This is a genomic window from Methylobacter sp., from assembly GCF_036845245.1.
Classification (GTDB): Bacteria; Pseudomonadota; Gammaproteobacteria; order Methylococcales; family Methylomonadaceae; genus Methylobacter_A.
Window position 1 is genome coordinate 1 of record NZ_DAIUEH010000013.1, and the last position, 20,077, is coordinate 20,077.

Consider the following 20,077-nt stretch of genomic DNA (forward strand, 5'->3'; position numbering starts at 1 on the left):
CCCAGCTGATCGAGTTGACCACCTCTCAGGTTGTCGCGTTGCGCACCGCACAAGCAGCGGCGTTGACCACGGCCCAGATCGCGGCGTTGAGCTCAACCCAGGCGGTTATACTGGAAACGGCCGATATAGCCGCGCTGAAGAGCGGCCAGGTTGCGGCTTTGACCACAGCCAATCTCGCGCTGTTGGAAACTGTACAGATCGCGGCCCTGAGCACCTCCGGGATTGCAGCCTTGGGCACCACTCAGCTGATCGAGTTGACGACCTCTCAGGTTGTCGCACTGACCACCGCGCAAGCGGCGGCGTTGACCACAGCCCAGATTGCGGCGTTAACCACCACCCAAGCGAACGTGTTGGAAACGACCGATTTGGTGGCGTTGAAAACCAGCCAGATTGCGGCGTTGGCGACTGCCAATATTGCAGTATTAGAAACTTCGCAGATTGTCGCGTTGACCACCGCGCAAGCGGCGGCGCTGACTACGGCCCAGATCGCGGCGTTGACCACGTCTCAGGCGGTTGCGCTGGAGACGGCCGATTTGCGAGCGTTGAAGACCAGTCAAATAGTGGCGTTGAGTACTGCGAATATCGTCGAGTTGACTACAAGTCAGGTTGAGGCTCTAAGCACTCGTCAGGTTGAAGCGTTGACAACGACTCAGATCTCAGCTCTATCGACTACTCAAATATCACATTTGCATTTGGGTACGCCTATCGTATTGGATTTGAATAACGATGGTGTCAAAACGCTCAGCATTTCAGCAGGCACAGAGTTTGATTTATTTGCAACAGGTAAGGCAGTTAATACTGGATGGGCTTCTTCATCAGATGGTCTTCTAGCTTTGGATCGCAATCATGATGGCAAGATCAACGACGGTTCCGAACTTTTTGGAAGCTCTACGACTCTTGCTAATGGTGAGAAGGCTAGCGATGGTTATGTTGCCTTGCGCGAACTGGACAGTAACGGTGACGGTTCAATCTCTAAAGACGATGCGGAATGGGCTAACCTAAAAGTTTGGGTAGATAAAAACTCTGATGGTATTAGTCAAGATGGTGAAATGCAGACACTTGATTCTTTAAATATCACCAAGCTTAATCTAGCTGCCGAAACGACTACCATCAAGGATAATGGTAACTTGATTGGCCTAAAATCCAGCTACGAGACTGCCGATCAAGCTAGCCACGATATGGCCGATGTCTGGTTTGTTGCAGACAAGAACCAGGATCTGCGGACTCAAGTGAGTGGCTTGACTCAAGCGATCGCATCATTTGATGATTCGCAATCCGGTACAGGAAGCGATCCTGCCAATCCGATGGCAAGTCTCTTGTCCGGTGCGCAATCGACGGCAGGAAGTCAAGCTGTTGTTAATGTAGGAGGAATAGTCGATACATTGAAGCAATTTGATAGTAACGGAAATCTGATTACTAACGCAGGCCAATCTTCAAGCACTCTTCAAGCGGGGGTCGGTGAACAATCGTCATTGGTAAATGCTCAAGATCCTACCAAAAACGGGTTCTTAGCATCATAACATTGTAAACCGGTTGTTTTTAAGAAGACGGCAAGACTGAAAGGTTTTGTCGTCTTTTTTTATGTTGATCTATATAATTTAGTATTTTGGATGGAAGACCCAATGCTCAACAATAAAACTATCCTCATAACCGGCGGCACTGGCTCGTTCGGCAAGCAGTTCGTAAAAACCATCTTGGGGCGCTTCCAGCCCAAAAAGGTCATCATCTATTCACGTGATGAACTGAAACAGTACGATATGGCGCAGACATTCAATGCGCCACAGATGCGCTATTTCATCGGCGACGTGCGCGATCAGTCGCGTCTGAAGCAAGCGATGGATGGCGTCGATTATGTGATTCATGCGGCGGCGCTGAAGCATGTGCCGGTAGCTGAATATAATCCGATGGAATGCATCAAGACTAATATTTACGGCGCGGAAAACGTGATTCAGGCTGCTCTGGCGTCAGGAGTCGAAAAAGTTATCGCGCTGTCTACCGACAAGGCGGCGAACCCTATCAATTTGTATGGCGCGACTAAGCTGGCATCAGATAAGTTGTTTGTGGCGGCCAATAACATGGTGGGTGAGCGGAAGACACGATTTTCCGTTGTGCGCTACGGCAATGTGGTCGGCTCTCGTGGATCGGTTATTCCGTTTTTCCAAAAATTGCTCGATGACGGTGCCACTGAGTTGCCTATCACAGATGAGCGCATGACCCGTTTTTGGATTACGCTGCAACAAGGTGTCGACTTTGTCATCAAAAATTTTGAACGCATGCATGGTGGCGAAATCTTTATTCCGAAAATTCCGTCGGCTACAGTGATCGGGTTGGCCAATGCAATGGCGCCAGGTTTGCCGATGAAGATAGTCGGCATTCGCCCCGGCGAGAAATTACATGAAGTGATGTGTCCGTTCGATGATTCGCACCTGACGCTGGCATTCCACGACCATTTCGTAATCAAGCCTTCAATAGTTTTCACCTCGCGGCCCGACTTTGCTTGCAACAATTTGGGCGAAATAGGCGAACCGGTTATAGGCGGTTTTGAATACAGCTCCGGCACCAATACCGACATGCTCGATGTGGAGGGCTTGCGCAAGCTGGTCGCGCAAGGATATGAGTCTTGATTAGTGAATACATGAATCATTCGTGAGGTTAGTCAGATGAATATCGCAATTATCCCTGCCAGGGGTGGCAGCAAGAGAATTCCGCGAAAAAATGTCCGTGATTTTTGCGGTCAGCCGTTGATCGCGTATTCGATCAAGGCCGCTAAGGCTTGCAGCTTATTTGATCATGTCATTGTCAGTACCGATGATGAGCAAATCCGCGAGATTGCCAATGCATGTGGCGCAGAGACACCTTTTGTGCGTCCTGCAGAACTGGCGAACGATCATGCGACTACTGTTCCTGTTATCAAGCAGGCGGTCGAATGGGTGCAGGAGCATATCGGCAAAGTCGATAATGTCTGCTGCATTTATGCGACAGCACCGTTCATTCAGGCCGACGCCCTGCAAAATGCTTATGATTTGTTGATCCGGAAAGCGGTTTCCGGGTATGTTTTTAGCGCAACCACTTTTCCGTTTCCGATCCAGCGGGCGTTCAAGGTCAAGCCGACAGGATTCGTTGAAATGTTTGAACCGAAAAACTATATGACCCGCTCACAAGACTTAGAAGAGGCGTATCAGGATGCAGGCCAGTTCTATTGGGGTTCGGCCGAGGCTTATTTGAGCGAAAAAATATTCTTTTCCACCGACTCGATGGCCTATGTCCTGCCGAGACATATGGTGCAGGATATCGATACGCCGGAAGATTGGACGCGGGCGGAATTGATGTACGAAGCGCTGAAGAAAAACGGCGACATCCAATAGAAATGACTGGGCCAGGTTTCATTGCATGGCCCATCTTCCATTTTTTATGGTAAAGACAAATGATCGTTCAAAAGAAATCCTGTGGCATAAAGTGTTGTCCCTAGCCTGTTAGATAATGAAATTTTAGTTATCCCCTAAGGAAGCGCTGATTAAGTCCTTCGACAGGCTCAGGATGAACGGTAAGTTGTTGATTCCGTTCGTGGTGAGCTTGTCGAACCATGAGCGGAATCGATTTGATCAGCGCTTCCCTAAGTCGAGGCCTCACGTGCAGCTTTAACGAAACGGGACATATGAAGCCTGGAGCCGACAACTGCAATGGGTACAATAGTTGGTAGCCGGCTTGTCACAGAACATAAAAATATTTTCAAGTAGTACTATAATACTTACCGCTTCCATTCATTTTTGTTAAAAAACTTTGACTACCCACATACTCGTTACCGGCGCGACCGGATTACTCGGCTGTGCTTTAGTGCCGGCGCTCGAAGCGTGCGGACATACGGTAACACGACATGGATTTCACGCTACGGCGCAGGTGCAGGCTGATCTTTGCAACTATGCTGAAACAGCCGCTATGCTGGCGCAATATCAACCCGATTGCATTATCAACCTGGCGGGATTGACCAATGTCGATACCTGCGAGCTAGACCCTCATAGCGCCTACCTGCTTAATGTCGTTACAGTCCAAAACCTATGTGGCGGGATTAAACAGGAATCTCCCGGTTGTCATTTAATACAAATATCGACCGATCAGCTCTATGACGAGCCCGGCCCGCATAGGGAGTCTGAGGTCATGATCCGCAACAGCTACGCCTTTTCCAAGGTCGCAGCGGAAATTGCGGCATCGAGTGTTCCCTCGACCATTTTGCGGACCAATTTTTTCGGACGCAGCCGCTGTACCAAGCGAGTCAGTTTCAGCGACTGGATTTATCAGAACTTGCAACAGGGCTTGCCGTTGCAGGTGTTCGAGGATGTCCTGTTTTCTCCGCTCTCAAGTCCGACCCTGTGCGATATGATTGAACTTGCAGTGCAGCAGCGTCCGCTCGGTGTTTTTAATCTAGGAGCGCACGATGGCTTGAGCAAGGCAGACTTTGCCTACGCATTGGCGGAAGAGCTGGGCTTGCCCAGCCAGACCATGCGGCGTATCCATTTGAATGAAATGCCCTCATTGAAGGCGCATAGACCAAAAGACATGCGCATGGATAGCACCCGATTCGAACAGCAGTTCGGCCTGCGCTTACCTAAACTCATTGATGAAATTATCTTAATACGGAGTCAATACCTTGAATAAGCCTGATCGCGTCTTGAACATAGCCGGTAAACTGATAGGCGATGCCTATCCGACCTATTTCATTGCAGATATTGCAGCAAACCATGACGGCGACCTGGAGCGCGCCAAGGATTTGATCTTCATGGCCGCCGAGGCCGGTGCCGATGCCGCAAAATTCCAGCATTTCAAAGCCAATACGATTGTCAGCGATGCCGGATTCAAGGCGCTCGGCCAACAAAAATCGCATCAGTCCAAGTGGAAAAAAAGCGTTGTTGAGGTCTATCAGGACGCCAGCGTACCCTTGATGTGGACCACGACACTGAAAGAAACGTGCGACAAGGCGGGTATCTGTTTTTTCACCAGTCCTTACGATAAGGCACTGGTCGATCATATCGATCCTTATGTGCCGGCATTCAAGATCGGCTCAGGTGACATTACTTGGCTGGAAATCATCGAACATATTGCGGCCAAGCAGAAGCCCTACATTATCGCCACCGGCGCCTCCAACATGGACGACGTGCATCGGGCGGTCGATGCCGCATTGGCCATCAATCCGCAAATCGCGCTGATGCAATGCAATACCAATTACACGGCCAATCTGGAGAACTTTCGATACATCCAACTGAATGTGCTGAAAAGTTACCGTGCTATGTATCCCGACATGGTGCTCGGCTTGAGCGACCATACGCTCGGCCATAGCACGGTGCTGGGCGCTGTTGCGCTCGGTGCCCGGATGATAGAAAAGCACTTTACCGACGATATCGGGCGCGACGGTCCCGATCACGGCTTCTCGATGAGTCCAGGTGCTTGGCGTGCTATGGTCGAGGCGACCCGCGAACTTGACCATGCGCTGGGTAACGGCATCAAGCGGATTGAGGCAAACGAAGTCGAGACTGCCGTACTGCAACGGCGCTCAATCCGTTTGGTGCAGGATCTAAGTGCCGGTACTGAATTGACGCGCGACCATTTGACGATATTGCGCCCTTGCCCGGCCGACGCGATTTCCCCCGCGTTGATCACGCAAGTAGTGGGCAAACGGCTTTCACGCGATCTTAAATCCGGGGAGTACCTGAAATGGAACGATCTCGCATAGCGATCATCGTTCCTGCCTTGAACGAGGCGGCTACGATAGGTGCGGTACTGGCGCGGGTCAAAGAATACGGTCTTCCAATCGTGGTCGACGATGGTTCAAGTGACGCGACGGCGGCGCTCGCGCGTGAGGCTGGCGCTGAAGTGGTCACTCATCAGCAAAATCGTGGCTACGACGGCGCTCTTAATTCAGGCTTCGCCCGCGCCGCAGCTTTGGGCTGCGCGTATGCGATCACAATCGATGCCGATGGCCAGCATAATCCGGCGCAATTACAGGAGTTGATCGCCTACCTGAATCAGGATTACGAACTGGTGCTTGGCGTGCGCGACCGCTACCAGCGTATCGGCGAAGTGATTTTCGCCTACTGCACCAAATGTCTGTGGAATATTTCCGATCCTTTGTGCGGAATGAAAGGTTATTCGCTCGATCTTTTCAACAAAGCCGGTCATTTCGATAGTTTTCAATCGATAGGCACCGAGCTCGCAGTGCGTTCTTTGGTTAACGGCTGTCGTTATATCGAGATGCCGATCCTTACACGCGACCGCCAGGATGAACCCCGTTTCGCACGTAAATTCGCGGCGAATTACAAGATACTGCGCGCGATGACGATACTGGTGTTGCGCTACAGCATGAATAAATTAAAGAACTAAGTGATGGCTGAAAAAACTCCCGTTAATGTGGCAATCATCGGTTGCGGCCTGATCGGCGCGCAATGGGATGCGTTTGTTCAGCAACCATCGGTATCCCTGACTCATGCGGCCGGATTTTCGAAGCATCCTGATGCCTGCTTGGTTGCGGTTTGCGATCAAAACATACAAAAAACCGAGCAAGCGGCGCAGCGCTGGGGCGCTCGGGCCTATACCGATCAGGACCGGTTGTTTGCCGAGAATCCGGTCGATGTGGCGGTCATCGCCACTTCCAGCGCGGCGCGTTGGTCAGTGGTTAAAGCGGCGCTGGCGGCCAACGTCAAGGTATTGGTAATTGAAAAACCGCTCGCGTCGACGCTGGCCGAAAGCAGGAAGCTGGTTGCCGAGATCGATGCGGCAGGCATCAAATCGGTGGTTAATTTCTCCCGCCATTGGGATCCCAGCATGCGCCGGTTGCGCGATAGCTTGAGCCAAGGCGAGTTCGGCCCGATTCAGCGCATTGTCGGTACCTACGGTAAAGGCATTTCCAATAACGGCTCGCATATGATCGATTTGGTCGCTTTCCTGTGTAACGCCAAACCGGTTAAAGCAAGGGCCTTAGGTTCGCCGTTGGAACCGGGTGAGGCGCTTTGGTCAAGCGGCAAAGATCGTGCGCTCGATGCGCAGATCGTCTTTGCCGATGCGGCAGGGAAGCAGTTTCATCTGACCATGATTGCTACCGACCAGACGGCTTTTACCTGTTTTGAATTGCGCGTGATCGGCACCCGTGCGTTCTGCGAACTGGCGCTGGGCGGGAGAAAAATCACTTACACGCCGGTTCGGGACGATCCGCATTACGCCGGCTATACGATTCCCGGCGAACCGGAGGCTCAATCCGCCAGGGGGATGGAAGCCATGGACAGAATGGCCGATGAAGCGCTGCAACTTGCGTTGGGGCGGATCGGAGAGTCCAGCTGCGATGTGCATACCGCGCTGCTGACGGCCTTGACCGTTGAAGCCGTCAATCTGTCGGAGTCGGAAGGCGGAAGCTGTATAGAGATAGCTTCGTTGACTACAGAATAATGATGAAGGAGAGATAGTTTTGGCTGAATTAGCAATTGCAGGTGGCGTAGCCACACGGGCTCAGGCGTTTCCGGTTCGGCGCACAATGGGCGAGGCCGAGAAACAAGCGGTAATCGAAGTCATGGACAGCGGCGTATTGTCCGGCTTTTTCGGCAGTCCCGGCCCGCAATGGCTGGGCGGTTCCAAGGTTCAGGAGTTCGAGCGCAAATGGGCCGACAAATACGGTTTCAAACATGCGATTTCGATTAACTCCTGGACCACAGGATTGATGACCGCTGTCGGCGCGATCGGGATCGCTCCGGGCGACGAAGTGATCGTGTCTCCGTACACGATGTCGGCCAGCGCGACCGCGATCCTGTTCTACGGTGGCATCCCGGTCTTTGCCGACATCGACCCGGACACATTCAATATAAGCGCCGCCAGCATTGAGCGCTGCATTACTCCGCGCACCAAGGCCATCATGGTGGTGCATATTTTCGGGCAAGCCGCCGATATGGACCCGATCATGGAACTGGCACGGCATCACCAGCTTAAAGTCATTGAAGACGCGGCCCAAGCGCCGGGCGTTCATTACAAGGGCAAGCCGGTCGGCGCGATAGGCGATATCGGCGGTTTCAGCCTTAACTACCACAAGCATATCCATACCGGCGAAGGCGGCATGCTGGTGACCAATGACGCACGACTGGCGCAACGTTGCCAATTGATCCGCAATCACGGCGAAAACCTGATCGAAGCCCAGCAGGTCGAAGACCTGACCAACATGATGGGATCGAATTACCGGCTGACTGAATTGCAAGCCGCGATTGGTTGTGCCCAGCTTGACCGCCTGGACGGCTATTTGACGCATCGCCAACGCTTGGCGGCCTATTTCGGCGAGCAGTTGGCCTCGATTGCAGGATTGACCGCGGCCAAGATCGCCGACGGCGCCGAGCATGCTTATTATTTATATCCGGTTAAATACGACGCCAAAGTGACCGGCATTGCGCGCAATGTGTTCGTCAAAGCGGTCAATGCGGAACTGCCTCTGCCTGAAATCTGGGAACAAACCGGCTGGGTCGAAGCCTATGTCAGGCCGCTGTATCTGGCGCCGATGTACCAGAAAAAGGTCGCGTTCGGAACGCCTGGCTTTCCGTGGAGCATGAATCCTGAGGTCGACTACAATTATAAGCATGGCATCTGCCCAGTGGTGGAGCGCATGTACGAGGAAGAACTGATCTATACTCCGTTAATGCGTGAGCCGCTGCTCGAAAGTGATATCGATGATTTCGTCGCGGCGATCAAGAAAGTCTTGTTGAATAAGGCCGAATTGCAGTCGCTGTGAGCATAAACCTGTTCAGCCGACGGTAATTTTTACTGCACGGATTCACGCTGTTTTGCTCTCACTAATATTACAAGCCTTGTTGAAAAAGAAGCGGAGAAAAATCAAGTGCAACATCTTAACTTGCGATTGACAGGGCAATTAGTGACGCTAAGGCCGTTTGCCGAAGCCGATATTGCCCAGCGTTATATCGATTGGCTAAGCGATCCGGAACTGATGAAATACAGCAATCAGCGCTTTCGCAGCCATAGCGCCGACAACTGCCGCGACTATCTGGCGTCATTCCACAACAGCGATAATTTATTCATGGCCATTATTTACGACGGACAATTGGCCGGCACTATGACCGCCTATGTTTCATCGGTCCATCAAACGGCCGATATCGGTTTATTGATAGGAACTCAATCTCAGGGGAAAGGCCTGGGGAAAGATGCATGGGTGGCGCTGATGGCGCACCTGTTCCGGTCGGGCATCAGGAAAGTGACCGGCGGAACCTTGCGTTGCAATAGCGCAATGGTGCGCATCATGGAGAGCGCCGGAATGCAGCCGGACGGGATCAGGGTCGCGCAAGAGCTGGTCGATGGCAAGCCGGAAGATATTCTTTATTTCGCAAGGTTTAATTCCCCGTGTACGCTGCCTTAGACGCTCCAGTCGCCGTTGTCGCCCATGATGCAGGGGCCGCCAACCATATTTTCGCTTGGCTGAGGACAAGCGGCCACCCCAATATTATTCCCTGTCTAGCCGGGCCTGCTTTGACGCTGTGGAAACAGGAATATGGAAAACATCCGCAAACCGAGCTGGCCGATGCGGTCGCCGGTTCTAAAACCTTGCTGAGCGGGACAGGATGGGCCAGTCATGTCGAACACGATGCCCGGCGTTTGGCACGCCAACTCGGCATCAAGTCGATTGCGGTGATCGACCACTGGACTAATTACCGGGAGCGTTTTATCCGGGATGGACATGAAGTTTTACCCGATGAAATCTGGGTCAGCGATGCTTATGCCCGAGAAATGGCTGAAACCATATTTCCGAATATCAAAATTGTGCAACAACCCAATGCTTATCTTGCTTATCTGGTCAGCGAAGTCGAGCGAATCGAACAGTCCGGAACACCGGAAGCGGACGACAGGTTGCTGTATGTGCTGGAGCCGATACGGCAGGCCTGGGGAGATTCCGAGCTGGCCGGCGAGTTTGCCGCGCTCGACTATTTTGTTGAAAATTTGCATTGTCTGCAATTGGGGAAAGACGTGCAGATTCGCTTGCGGCCGCATCCATCCGATCCAACCGGCAAATACGATCAATGGATTCGCAAACAAGGAAATCCGAACATTATGCTCGATTGCGCTCCGACTTTAGCCGAATCGCTGGCTTGGTCGACGTTGGTAGCCGGTTGCCAGACTTATGCAATGGTGACAGCGTTGGCGGCGGGGCGCAAAGTCATTTGTTCGATTCCGCCGTGGGCACCGCCCTGCGTATTGCCTCACCCTGAAATTATCAAATTATCCGCTTTAATACCACCAACATTCTCCGATCAGAATGTAAAGAATGAATCACGCTAATAAATGGGTCTCATATGAATACTACTAGTTACGGACAGCCTCTTTTTCCTGAAATGCGCTACTGCGCCCGCTGCTGCATGCCGGAATCGAACGAGGGCATGCAGTTTGACGAGATGGGCATTTGCCAGGCTTGCCAGTCTTCGGAACAAAAAATCCGTATCGATTGGGTTGAGCGCGAAAAAGAGTTGGCGAAATTGCTCGATTATTACAAAAGCTTGAACAATGAGTACGATTGCATTATCCCTATCAGCGGCGGCAAGGACAGCACCTTCCAGCTTCATGTGTTGACCAAGGTTTACGGCATGCGCGCGCTGGCCGTGACTTTCAGCCATACCTGGTTTAGTGAAACCGGAAAATACAATCTCCAGAATTGTCTGGAACAGTTCGATGTCGACCATATCATGTTTTCACCCAGCCGTTCGCTGGTTAACCGTTTGGCGCGTCAATCGTTGTTCAAGATCGGCGACGCCTGCTGGCATTGCCATTCCGGTGTCGGTGCATTCCCAATGCAGATTGCGGTCAAATACAAGATTCCGCTGATGATCTGGGGCGAGTCGATCGCCGAAACATCCGGCCGGGCCACGCACCGCAATCCGGTACGCAAATTCGACCGCGACTATTTCACTAAAGTCTCGGCCAAACGCTACCCGGAAGAAATGGTTTGCGACAGCATCAGCCTGCGCGAAATGGCCGCATTCCGCCTGCCTTCTGTTGAAGAAATTGAAGCGGTCGGCGTGGTCGGCATCCATCTTGGCGACTTCATCTTTTGGGACGATGAGCGCCAGATGGAGTTTGTACGCGATGTTTACGGCTGGCGCGAAGACAAGGTGGAAGGCACTTATAAGCATTACAAAAGCGTCGAATGCAAAATGGCGGGCGTGCATGACTATGCCAAGTTCCTGAAGCGCGGTTTCGGGCGCGGCACCGATCACGCCAGTGTCGATGTGCGGGCCGGTTTACTGACGCGCGAAGAAGCGTTTGAACTGGCCAAGCAAAGCGACACCGAGCGCCCGCCCGCGCTCGACTGGTACCTGGAAATTACCGGGTTTAGCAATGAAGAGTTTGACGCGGTGATGGCGCAACACCGGCGCGATCTGGGCATCGCAACATTGACCGATGAAAAATTCAGTGCAGCAATCGAAAGCTATCGTAGCTCGCAGGTGAAATCATGAATGCACAAACCGAGATGAAGCAATTATCCGAATACACAGCGACGCAATTAATCGACCTGTTACAGGCACGGGAGGTCAGCGCGACCGAAATAACCCGCTCCTGTCTCGACAGCGTAGCGCAACATGAGGCCGACATTCACGCATGGACTTATCTGTCACCGGAACTGGCGCTCAAGCAGGCGGAAGAAGCCGACCGCAAACTGGCATCCGGCCAAGGCGGAAAATTGTGCGGCGTGCCGATCGGGGTTAAGGATATTTTCAACACAGCCGATATGCCGACCCAGATGGGTAGCCCGATCTGGAAGGATTTCACGCCTGGCAATGACGCGCGCGTCGTGCATTACCTGCGCATGGCCGATGCAGTGATACTCGGCAAGACTGTGACCGCCGAATTTGCGGTGCATGCTCCCGGCCCGACCTGCAATCCGCATCATCTTGACTATATTCCCGGTACTTCGTCCAGCGGTTCGGCGGCGGCGACTGCCGCGCATATGGTGCCGATGGCGTTGGGCACCCAGACCGCAGGCTCTATCATTCGTCCGGCCAGTTATTGCGGCGTGTATGGTTTTAAGCCGTCGTTCGGGCTGGTGCCGCGCACCGCGATGTTGAAGACGACCGACTCTTTGGATAGCGTCGGCGTGTTCGCGCGCTGTGTCGACGATCTGGCGCTGTTGTTCGATACGATTCGTGTGCACGGCATCGATTTTCCGATTGCCCATGCAATATTGAATGATCCTGCCCGCCAAACCCGGGGCGAGCGTCCTTGGCGTGTCGGTTTGCTGCGCGGCCCGAAATGGGATTGCGCGGAAGACTATGCACAGCAGGCGCTGCTCGACTTCGGTTCCCGTCTGTCCACGGTTCCCGAACTGGAAATTGAAGATGTTGTGCTACCCGCATCGTTTCAGGACGCGCATGAAATACACACGACGATTTACGACCGTTCACTGGCCTATTATTTCAAGGAAGAGTTCGTCGCCCAGACTTTGGTCAGTTCGATCATGTACGACATCGTCCAGAGAGGGAACCAGGTAACGCTGGAGCAATACCAACAAGCGTTTGCGGCACAGACCGCGTTGGCTCATGAACTCGACGATATTCTGAAGCAGCGTTACGACATCATCATAGACCTTTCTACCGGCGGCGAAGCCCTGAAAGGCCTGGACTCCTGCGACCGTCCCGACAACTGCCTGATCTGGACCTTGTGCGGAGTGCCGACGATGAACTTGCCGGTATTTACTGGTCCTACTCAATTGCCGTTCGGTGCGCAGATTTACGCCCGCCGTTACAACGACTATTTGCTGCTGGATTTTGCCCGCCATTTGCAGGCCCATGGGGTGATTGGCAGCGATACCAATCCGGCGCCCACATTCAGGCGGTAATTCTAACGTTACAAATGCGTCCGGAGCGGCCGCACATGCTGGAACAGCTCTATGTAATTCCTGAATTGCGTATTGCGGAATGAGGAAAAGTTCATGGGATTGGACTTGAATCCTTTCAATCTACGCAAAATCGCATCGACGCTCTCCTGCGGTACGACGTTGGCATTGACCATCGTCAGTTCCGCAGGCGACAGCGGTTTAACGACCGGATTGAGTATAGGGACCGATTGCTTGAGGAAATACAGGGCCGCTGACGTCGGCGTATCGTACATCAGGCACAGGTCGCAATTCTCGACATGCTGATCCATTGATTCAGCCAGGTTCTGGTGCAAGGTCGCAATATCGAGCCCTATTTCCCTGGCCAGCAGAGTCATGATCGAGTAACTCGGCTTGCAGCGGATTTTTAATGCGATATCGTTGTCCTTACACCACGCGACAATTTTCCGGATACCGTCCAGATAGTCGGCCCATCGGGTGTAGAAAATGCCGTTCAGCGATTGCGCGTTCAACAGTAGCGAAACGGTTTTGATGCCTTCGCTGGTCAAGCTTGAGCTGCTGAAAGTTTCGGGATAAATAATCGCCTCGTTGATAACGTGCCTGCCGTTGGCGTCGAAAATGTCTCGGCCCTGAATTGGGTGGGTTAAAGCTACGATATTGTCGTATTTGAACTCAATGTCGGCGCTGGTCTTGGCGTGAGGCAATAATAAGACGGGTAGAAAATTTTCTTTTGCAAAAGAAACAATAGGCCCGTGAAAGCCAGCGTCATGATCGGACAAGAGTATTTTTGACGGCTTCGAACGCTGGAAGTGCCGGTTAAGCTGATAATAGGTAACGAGCTGGGCGCGATAGAGATTGCTGATATATGCGATCTGGCGTGTACGGTACAACGGTATGACAATGTAGGGCTTTAAAAAGCGATCCAGGGTCGCCGCCAGTTGTTCCGAGAAGATATTGATTTTTTCCCGGCTTTCCTCCGGCAAAGCGGCAATTGTTTGTTCGGCGCTGATCAGGCCCAGATTCTTGTGCGCCTGCACCGGGGTGGCGAAATATCTCGCCTCAATGTTAATCAGTGTCTTTCCGCTTGCCCTGGCTTCTTGGTCGAAATAACTGAAGTCGTACATGCATGTCGGCAAATGAGTTAAAATCTGCTCAAAATGGTCATCGCTGTTTTCGCCGGATAGGTCCGGTATCAGATCGGTATTGTCCGGTTTTTCTCCGTAGCTATAACCCGAAAACTCGATCTCATGGCTTTTCAGGTACCACAACAGCAAAAAGGACGGGATGAAGGAGTGAAAATAATAGGCGGCAGGATTGTCGCAGATGAAAATATGCACCTTTTTATGGGCAAATAGGCCACCGAGTTGATCCCACAGTGCGGTATACCATTTGAGTGACATAAAAAGATAATACAGGTTCAGGTGCTGCCATGAAGCGATTGATACTTCGGGTACAATAGCCCTGACAGCCAGGTCGAGTTCAGCTTCCAGCGCGAATGCGGTCGCGCGCGCATCGGCGTCAAGTTCATGATAGAGCGGGCAGTTATCCCAGGTGATAAGCTGGATATTTTTGAGGCTACTGGCCGCGACGAGGTCGAACAGCATCGGATCGAAAATATAAACGGTATATGTCGGCAAGTCTTTGGCTATATGTTCGGCGGCAGTGATGTCTCCAACATTGATAATGACAATCGCATTTTCCATATTCAGCATCTATCGTTGTTAAGTAATATTAAGAATTTGGCGTTGACCGGTATAGCCGCCTATCAAGCGGAAAAGAGGATACCGGCAGGGCTGAGTGCGTTTAGCGTAGCCTGTCGCGCAATGTGGCAAAGGCGTCGCGATAGTCGGCGAAGCCCTGTTCTTTCATCGCAATTTTTAACGCATCGCTCAGCACGGCTTCGAGTTTGAACTGGTTCAGGCGGCTGGCCGACCATGCCGTATTAAAAGTGTTATAGGAGCGTACCTGCCACTTGGTATTCACGGTCAGCAATACCGATGCGATGCGTTCCATCAGGAATACTTTTCTTTGCACCGCGCCCGGATAGGGTGTTTCATGTAGCAGCGCCTGTTTCAAGTCGTTATCATCGGCACCTTCGCAGATGGCGAACAGTTGTTCGTTGATATTCAGCCATTCGCGCCAGAACGCAGGCCGTGCGACAAAGTAATTACTGAATATGATCTGCCGCGAATCCATGACCAGCGTAGCGAGTGTCAAAGGCATGTTGATCGCCTGGAAGAATGCCTCGCTAGCCGCAGTAAAACCGGCCTCAAACAGTTCTTCCTGTTCGAAAATATTAAGGAAAAAAGCACCCATGTCCGGTTGCGGGCTAAAGGAAACCAAGTCTGCGTCAGGGCTGGCGCTTTGCACGAACCCGGTTACCTGTTCATGAGTCAGGCCGACTTTTTCCTGAAAGCGTGGCGAGAAGAAGCCGTAATAACTGTCATCGTCCAGCGTTTCTTCGAGCAAGAAGTTTCTGATCGGCCAATACTCGCGCCAGTCATTCCGCTCTGAGTCGAGGTTGTTTAATATCCCGTATCCTGGAGGGACTGATTGCAATGTTTCCGGGGAATAGGCGATATGATACAGGTTGACTTGATTCATAAATTGGAGAGGTTCGGTTGTATTTTTTTAGTATAGGTTGGTATCAGTTAACCGCGACCGCCCTGACGACATATTGAAACGGGATCGCGTCCTGCACCGCCATATCGGGATCGGCGCCGGATGCGCTTGCGATTTGCCGGATGCCGGCGATCATCTCTTCACTGGGTTGTTGAAGAATCCGCGAAATCATTTCCACAACCTGGAAGCCGTTGGCGTTAAACAGGTCGATTATGGTGATCCGGGTCAGCCAGCGTATATGGGTGCGATCGAGCAAGCCGGAATCCTGATAAATGAAACGGCCGGAATTGAGTGTGGACTGGATTCCCCAGTATTGCGCGTTAGGGATGCAGGCGATCACTTCAACACCGGAGCAGGCATTTTGCTTGATGCGTCTTAATAATTGCCAGGGATCGTAGAGATGCTCAAGCGCGTCGGCAAATACCCAGCATTGGGCGTCACCCAGCTTGCTGAAAGTTTCGTCCGGCAGTTTTTCGACATTGCCGTAGATAACTTCCGTGCAATGCTGTTTCGATGCTTCGGCGTAGTCTTCATCGATCTCGATTCCCACATAACTGCATGCCGGGTTGATGTTGCGATAAGCTCGCGCCAGAGCGCCGCTGCTGGAGCCGACTTCGACGATACCGGTGAAATCGGCGCGCATGAAGTTGAGCACATCCACGTTGTGGACATTGTTTATTGGTGTCTGTTTGATCTCTTGAGTTGTTTGCACGGCGATCTCTTTAAAAATGTTTTCCAAGTCGCGCACAAACTGCGGACTGTCAAATAACGAACAGCTTAAACGGTTTTCTTGCAATTGACGCTTCATCGCGGCGATTTGGTCCGGCTGCCCGGCCAGATACACGGCTTTGTCCTCGTATTCTTGCAGGTCGTAGGTGATCAGTTGCGGCAAGTCGACGGCCATCAGCAAGCTGCCTGCCATGCGCGAGGAGAATGTACGGCCGACGCAGGTGAGCAGCGGAAGCCCGGCCCATAGCGCATCGCTGGCGGTCGTGCCGGCATTGAACGGTATCGTATCGAGAAACAAATCAGCGACTTGATAGCGCGCTAGGTACGCGGCGGGGCTTACGCGTCCGGCAAAGAGCAGCCGATCCGGATCGACGCCCAATCGTTGCGCATTGGCGCGTAAGTTGTTGCGTACCGATTCATGATCGGATACTAGCCATAACACGCTACCAGGTACGCGCGACAGGATACGCATCCAAGTCTCGAAAACCTCTTCGGTAATCTTGAAATTATTGTTGAACGAGCAGAATACGAATGCGTCGTTCGGTAAATCGCAGTCGTCTCGGGTCGGGCACGGGCCGATCTCGCGCTGGCGGTCGTTGATCTGGAACGAGTGCGGCATATACAGCGGGCGCTCGGTGAAATAAGGAGCGAGTTCCGGCGGTAATACGAACTTGTCGGCCACCACATAATCAATGCAAGGCAGGCCGGTGGGGCCGGGAAAGCCCAAGTAGGTGATCTGCACAGGCACCGGACGCCAGGAAAGGATGTTCGGGCGAGTGCCCTGCGTCAAGCCGTGCAGGTCGACCAGGATATCGATTTCATGTGAGCGGATGCAACGTGCCGCCTGCTCATCGCTCATCTCTCCGATGCGGATGAAATGATCCATCGCGTTGATGATGCGCGCCCGGATAGGCGAGCCGTCTTCACTGCTCCAGCAAAAGCCGTAGACTTCGACCTTGGTACGGTCGTGCAATTCAAAGAGTTCCGCGGTCAGGATGGCGACCGCATGCGCATGTAAATCGGACGACAGATAGCCGATCCGTAACCTTTTATGTGCGTAACCATTCGGATCGGCGAGGGGATTGAGATGGGTATCGACGTGTTCTTCGACGTAATTGCGCGAAGCGGCCAGTTGGCGCGCCGGGTCATTCGAGGCGCTCAGCATCGCAAGCGCCGAGGTCGCTTGCTGCATGTCGTCCGGCGCTACGCCGTCGATTTCGCAATATACCGGCCATTCGCATTGCTTCTGCCGCAAATGGACAAAATGGGTCAGCACTTTCGGCTGTTTCGGGTCGATTTTCAGGCTTTGCGCCAGCATTTGTTCAGCTTCCGGCAGGCGTTTGAGCAATTCGAGCAAACGGCCGAGATTATTCAAGGCTTGCACGTGCAGAACGGGATCAATGTCGGGTTTGCGTCGGGCAATCGTAATAACGTTGCGCCAGAGGGCGAGCGCATCTTCAAATTGGCCGTGCCGTTCGAGCAGCGTGCCCAGATTCAGGTGCGCTTCGATGAAGTCAGAATTCAGCTCGAGCGCGCGGCGGTAAGCCGCTTCCGCTGCAACATCGTCTTTCGTATCGTTCAGGCAAACCGCAAGATTGAATTGGACGGCATATGCGACGGGGGACGTGGTATGCTCCAGCCATGAGCCGTACAAGGCGATGGCTTGATCGGAATGCCCGCAGTCTCTAAGCCATTGTGTGGCCGAAAACAATTCGGCGATGGGCAAGGAGGCGTCCTGTTCAGCCAGACGGGTCGCCAGCTTCATTACGGTGTCCGGCAGGTTGTCATTAAGTGCCTGATGCAATTGCCCCAGATAATCAGTCGGATTGAATGTCGTTTCAAGTTTCATGGTCTAATGTTTTCGCTCTAAGGCCGAGGTTGCTCTATTTTTCGCTGGCGGGCCCAGTGCAAGCCTAAACCGTGGTCATAATATAACAATCGGAAGGCTTTGAATACTCTGTTTCCGGGACCGAATAGGTCTGCCTGAAAACCGTTTACGCAGTGCGATAATATTGAAGCGCGCCACATTTAAGAGTAATCGCCCTGATGTATCTAGAATAGAACTTTCCACGAGGATCATATCCGTCTTGGTTAATAGTTAAACCCATTCGTAACATGTATTGATCAAGTTTCTGGGACAGGGAGATCGATAGGAAAAATGGCTCATACAACTCAAGTTGCTTGAATTAAGATATTGCTGGGCCAGCATCGCAAGTTGACATTTTAAAATATTGGATTTATAGTCAACTCAGTTTTCACGTAGAAGACTCATCGCCAGCCATGTCTCCCGACTAGCCAGCTAATATTTCCAGTGATTGATTTCGCCAACAATTAGGCATCGGGGAGACGTTATGACAAAGTCGTGTTTTGTCTGTCACATCGCGGTATTTACCGCAATTTTGTTTTTCGGTTCTTCAAAAATTTGTCTTATTGAACACTCGAACCGTGCACTGACTTGGAAGCGACAGCTTTGCAGCTGGTTTCGATATTCCTCCGGATGGAGTCTACATAAGGAAGACCTTTTTGTCGAATTCGCGCGAGAAAAAGCAACACTCATCGAACACCGAATTGGGTTGAGCTAAATTAAGCGAAACTTCCTATGAGTTTATACCGTATAGAATCGCTGGAGGCACAGGCCGACCGCTTTGAGGGAGAAATTTTACTCGCTAGATCGTGGTCGTCATGGGTTATTTTTTGGTTGGTATTGGCACTTATTTTGGCAACAATAGCCTATCTTTTTTTTGCCTCCTACACAAAGAGAGCCAATGCTCTAGGGATGTTGATGCCCGGCAGAGGCGCCATACTGATCGCCGCTCCCGCGCCTGGCATCATCTCTGAGATTCGAGTGGCGGAGGGGCAATTTGTACATGCAGGCGACTTACTTTTTACGTTAAAGGATGAGCGTCATTTTTCATCATCTATAAACCATTCAACAACAATGGATAACCGATTCGCAGACCGTGTTGAAGACGCGTTACGAGATGAAGAAGAGGCAAATCTACGAGAAAAAGAACAGATGGCTATATTGTCCAAGAAAAACGATTTGGCTCTTAGCCGGCAACTGGAGGCAATAAAAGTCATGATATCGGATGTTAGGCAACAATTAATTCAACATAACCAAAGGCTGGCTTTGGCAGAGCAAAAGTTACAAAAACACCAAGGCTTAGCGGTGTCCGGTTTTATCGCTAAAGACAAAATAAATGATGAAGTAGATAACTTAGCGTTGCTACGTGCCCAGGCTTTGGAGTTAAAACGAAATGGTGATGAATTAAATCGAAAAATGCTTGAACTCGAAGATGAGCGGCGCACCGCGCCTGAGAAAACACAGATTAATATTGCCAACATTGATCAGGATTTAAGCTTGCTTCGTCAAAAAATGCAAGAACGGTATATCCAAAATCAATTATCTATTGTGGCGCCAGTGGATGGCATTATTACCGGAATTACAGTTCATCTAGGCCAAAATGCAGATAACCAAGCTTTGGCAATACTATTGGCCGAAGGCGCTGAACTTACCGCACAATTATATATAACGACGCGAGAGGTTGGTTTTGTCGAGGTTGGCCAAAAAGTCCGTCTTCGGTATCAGGCATATCCTTACCAAAAATTTGGTCAGTATTCGGGTTCGGTAATCGCCGTGTCGCAAAACCCCGTTGCATCGAGCAGCTTACCCAAAGTATTTGCCAATACGCCGCCCGACGATTTTTACCGCGTTACTGTAAAGCTCGATTCGCAGTTTGCCATGGCATATGGTGAACAGAAAAAACTAGTCTCCGGTATGCTTTTGGAAGCAGACATTGAACAAGACACGCGAAAATTGATTGAGTGGATTATAGAGCCACTTTATGGGTTAACTAAATACAACTAGGG

The 20,077-nt window shown here is 51.7% G+C and carries 15 protein-coding genes and 1 pseudogene; 13 read left to right on the forward strand and 3 right to left on the reverse strand.

Annotated features, from left to right (window positions below; all coding sequences use genetic code 11):
- The 12 genes and pseudogenes from V7051_RS07535 to V7051_RS07590 form a co-directional block, all read left to right on the forward strand.
- A pseudogene (locus V7051_RS07535) lies at positions 1-1,520 on the forward strand (hypothetical protein); the annotation flags it as partial.
- A gap of 102 nt (positions 1,521-1,622) precedes the next feature.
- Positions 1,623-2,624 carry a UDP-N-acetylglucosamine 4,6-dehydratase (inverting) gene (gene pseB / locus V7051_RS07540; protein ID WP_333874415.1) on the forward strand — a complete coding sequence of 334 codons (1,002 nt, stop codon included), beginning with the start codon at positions 1,623-1,625 and terminating at the stop codon, positions 2,622-2,624.
- Between the two features lie 36 nt (positions 2,625-2,660).
- Positions 2,661-3,365: a pseudaminic acid cytidylyltransferase gene (gene pseF, locus V7051_RS07545; RefSeq protein WP_333874414.1), complete on the forward strand. Its 705-nt coding sequence runs from the start codon at positions 2,661-2,663 to the stop codon at positions 3,363-3,365.
- A 415-nt stretch (positions 3,366-3,780) separates the two neighbouring features.
- Positions 3,781-4,653, forward strand: coding sequence for a dTDP-4-dehydrorhamnose reductase family protein (locus V7051_RS07550; RefSeq protein WP_333874413.1), 873 nt, complete (start codon positions 3,781-3,783; stop codon positions 4,651-4,653).
- Positions 4,646-5,725: an N-acetylneuraminate synthase family protein gene (locus V7051_RS07555; protein ID WP_333874412.1), complete on the forward strand. Its 1,080-nt coding sequence runs from the start codon at positions 4,646-4,648 to the stop codon at positions 5,723-5,725. The genes V7051_RS07550 and V7051_RS07555 overlap by 8 nt, the downstream gene beginning before the upstream one ends.
- Positions 5,707-6,372 (forward strand): glycosyltransferase family 2 protein, encoded by a 666-nt coding sequence (locus tag V7051_RS07560; RefSeq protein WP_333874411.1) that lies wholly within the window; start codon positions 5,707-5,709, stop codon positions 6,370-6,372. Before V7051_RS07555 ends, V7051_RS07560 begins: the two co-directional genes overlap by 19 nt.
- 3 nt (positions 6,373-6,375) lie before the next feature.
- Positions 6,376-7,431 carry a Gfo/Idh/MocA family protein gene (locus V7051_RS07565; RefSeq protein WP_333874410.1) on the forward strand — a complete coding sequence of 352 codons (1,056 nt, stop codon included), beginning with the start codon at positions 6,376-6,378 and terminating at the stop codon, positions 7,429-7,431.
- Between the two features lie 19 nt (positions 7,432-7,450).
- Entirely contained in the window at positions 7,451-8,752 is a 1,302-nt protein-coding gene (locus V7051_RS07570; protein ID WP_333874409.1) for a DegT/DnrJ/EryC1/StrS family aminotransferase, read from the forward strand.
- 105 nt (positions 8,753-8,857) lie between these two features.
- Positions 8,858-9,391, forward strand: a complete 534-nt coding sequence (locus tag V7051_RS07575; protein ID WP_333874408.1) for a GNAT family N-acetyltransferase — start codon at positions 8,858-8,860, stop codon at positions 9,389-9,391.
- Positions 9,376-10,308: a hypothetical protein gene (locus tag V7051_RS07580; protein ID WP_333874407.1), complete on the forward strand. Its 933-nt coding sequence runs from the start codon at positions 9,376-9,378 to the stop codon at positions 10,306-10,308. Before V7051_RS07575 ends, V7051_RS07580 begins: the two co-directional genes overlap by 16 nt.
- A gap of 14 nt (positions 10,309-10,322) precedes the next feature.
- Complete coding sequence (locus V7051_RS07585; RefSeq protein ID WP_333874406.1) at positions 10,323-11,480, forward strand: N-acetyl sugar amidotransferase; 1,158 nt, start codon at positions 10,323-10,325, stop codon at positions 11,478-11,480.
- Positions 11,477-12,859, forward strand: coding sequence for an amidase (locus tag V7051_RS07590; protein WP_333874405.1), 1,383 nt, complete (start codon positions 11,477-11,479; stop codon positions 12,857-12,859). Before V7051_RS07585 ends, V7051_RS07590 begins: the two co-directional genes overlap by 4 nt.
- Before the next feature lie 8 nt (positions 12,860-12,867).
- Here V7051_RS07590 and V7051_RS07595 read toward each other — a convergent pair whose 3' ends face one another.
- The 3 genes from V7051_RS07595 to V7051_RS07605 form a co-directional block, all read right to left on the reverse strand.
- Entirely contained in the window at positions 12,868-14,568 is a 1,701-nt protein-coding gene (locus V7051_RS07595; RefSeq protein ID WP_333874404.1) for a hypothetical protein, read from the reverse strand.
- Positions 14,569-14,659: 91 nt separating this feature from the next.
- Positions 14,660-15,460, reverse strand: a complete 801-nt coding sequence (locus tag V7051_RS07600) for a hypothetical protein (RefSeq protein ID WP_333874403.1) — start codon at positions 15,458-15,460, stop codon at positions 14,660-14,662.
- Positions 15,461-15,503: 43 nt separating this feature from the next.
- On the reverse strand, positions 15,504-18,056 hold the full coding sequence (locus tag V7051_RS07605; protein ID WP_333874402.1) for an O-linked N-acetylglucosamine transferase family protein: 2,553 nt from the start codon (positions 18,054-18,056) through the stop codon (positions 15,504-15,506).
- 750 nt (positions 18,057-18,806) lie between these two features.
- Here V7051_RS07605 and V7051_RS07610 point away from each other — a divergent pair.
- Positions 18,807-20,075, forward strand: coding sequence for an HlyD family secretion protein (locus tag V7051_RS07610; RefSeq protein ID WP_333874401.1), 1,269 nt, complete (start codon positions 18,807-18,809; stop codon positions 20,073-20,075).
- Positions 20,076-20,077: the final 2 nt, after the last annotated feature.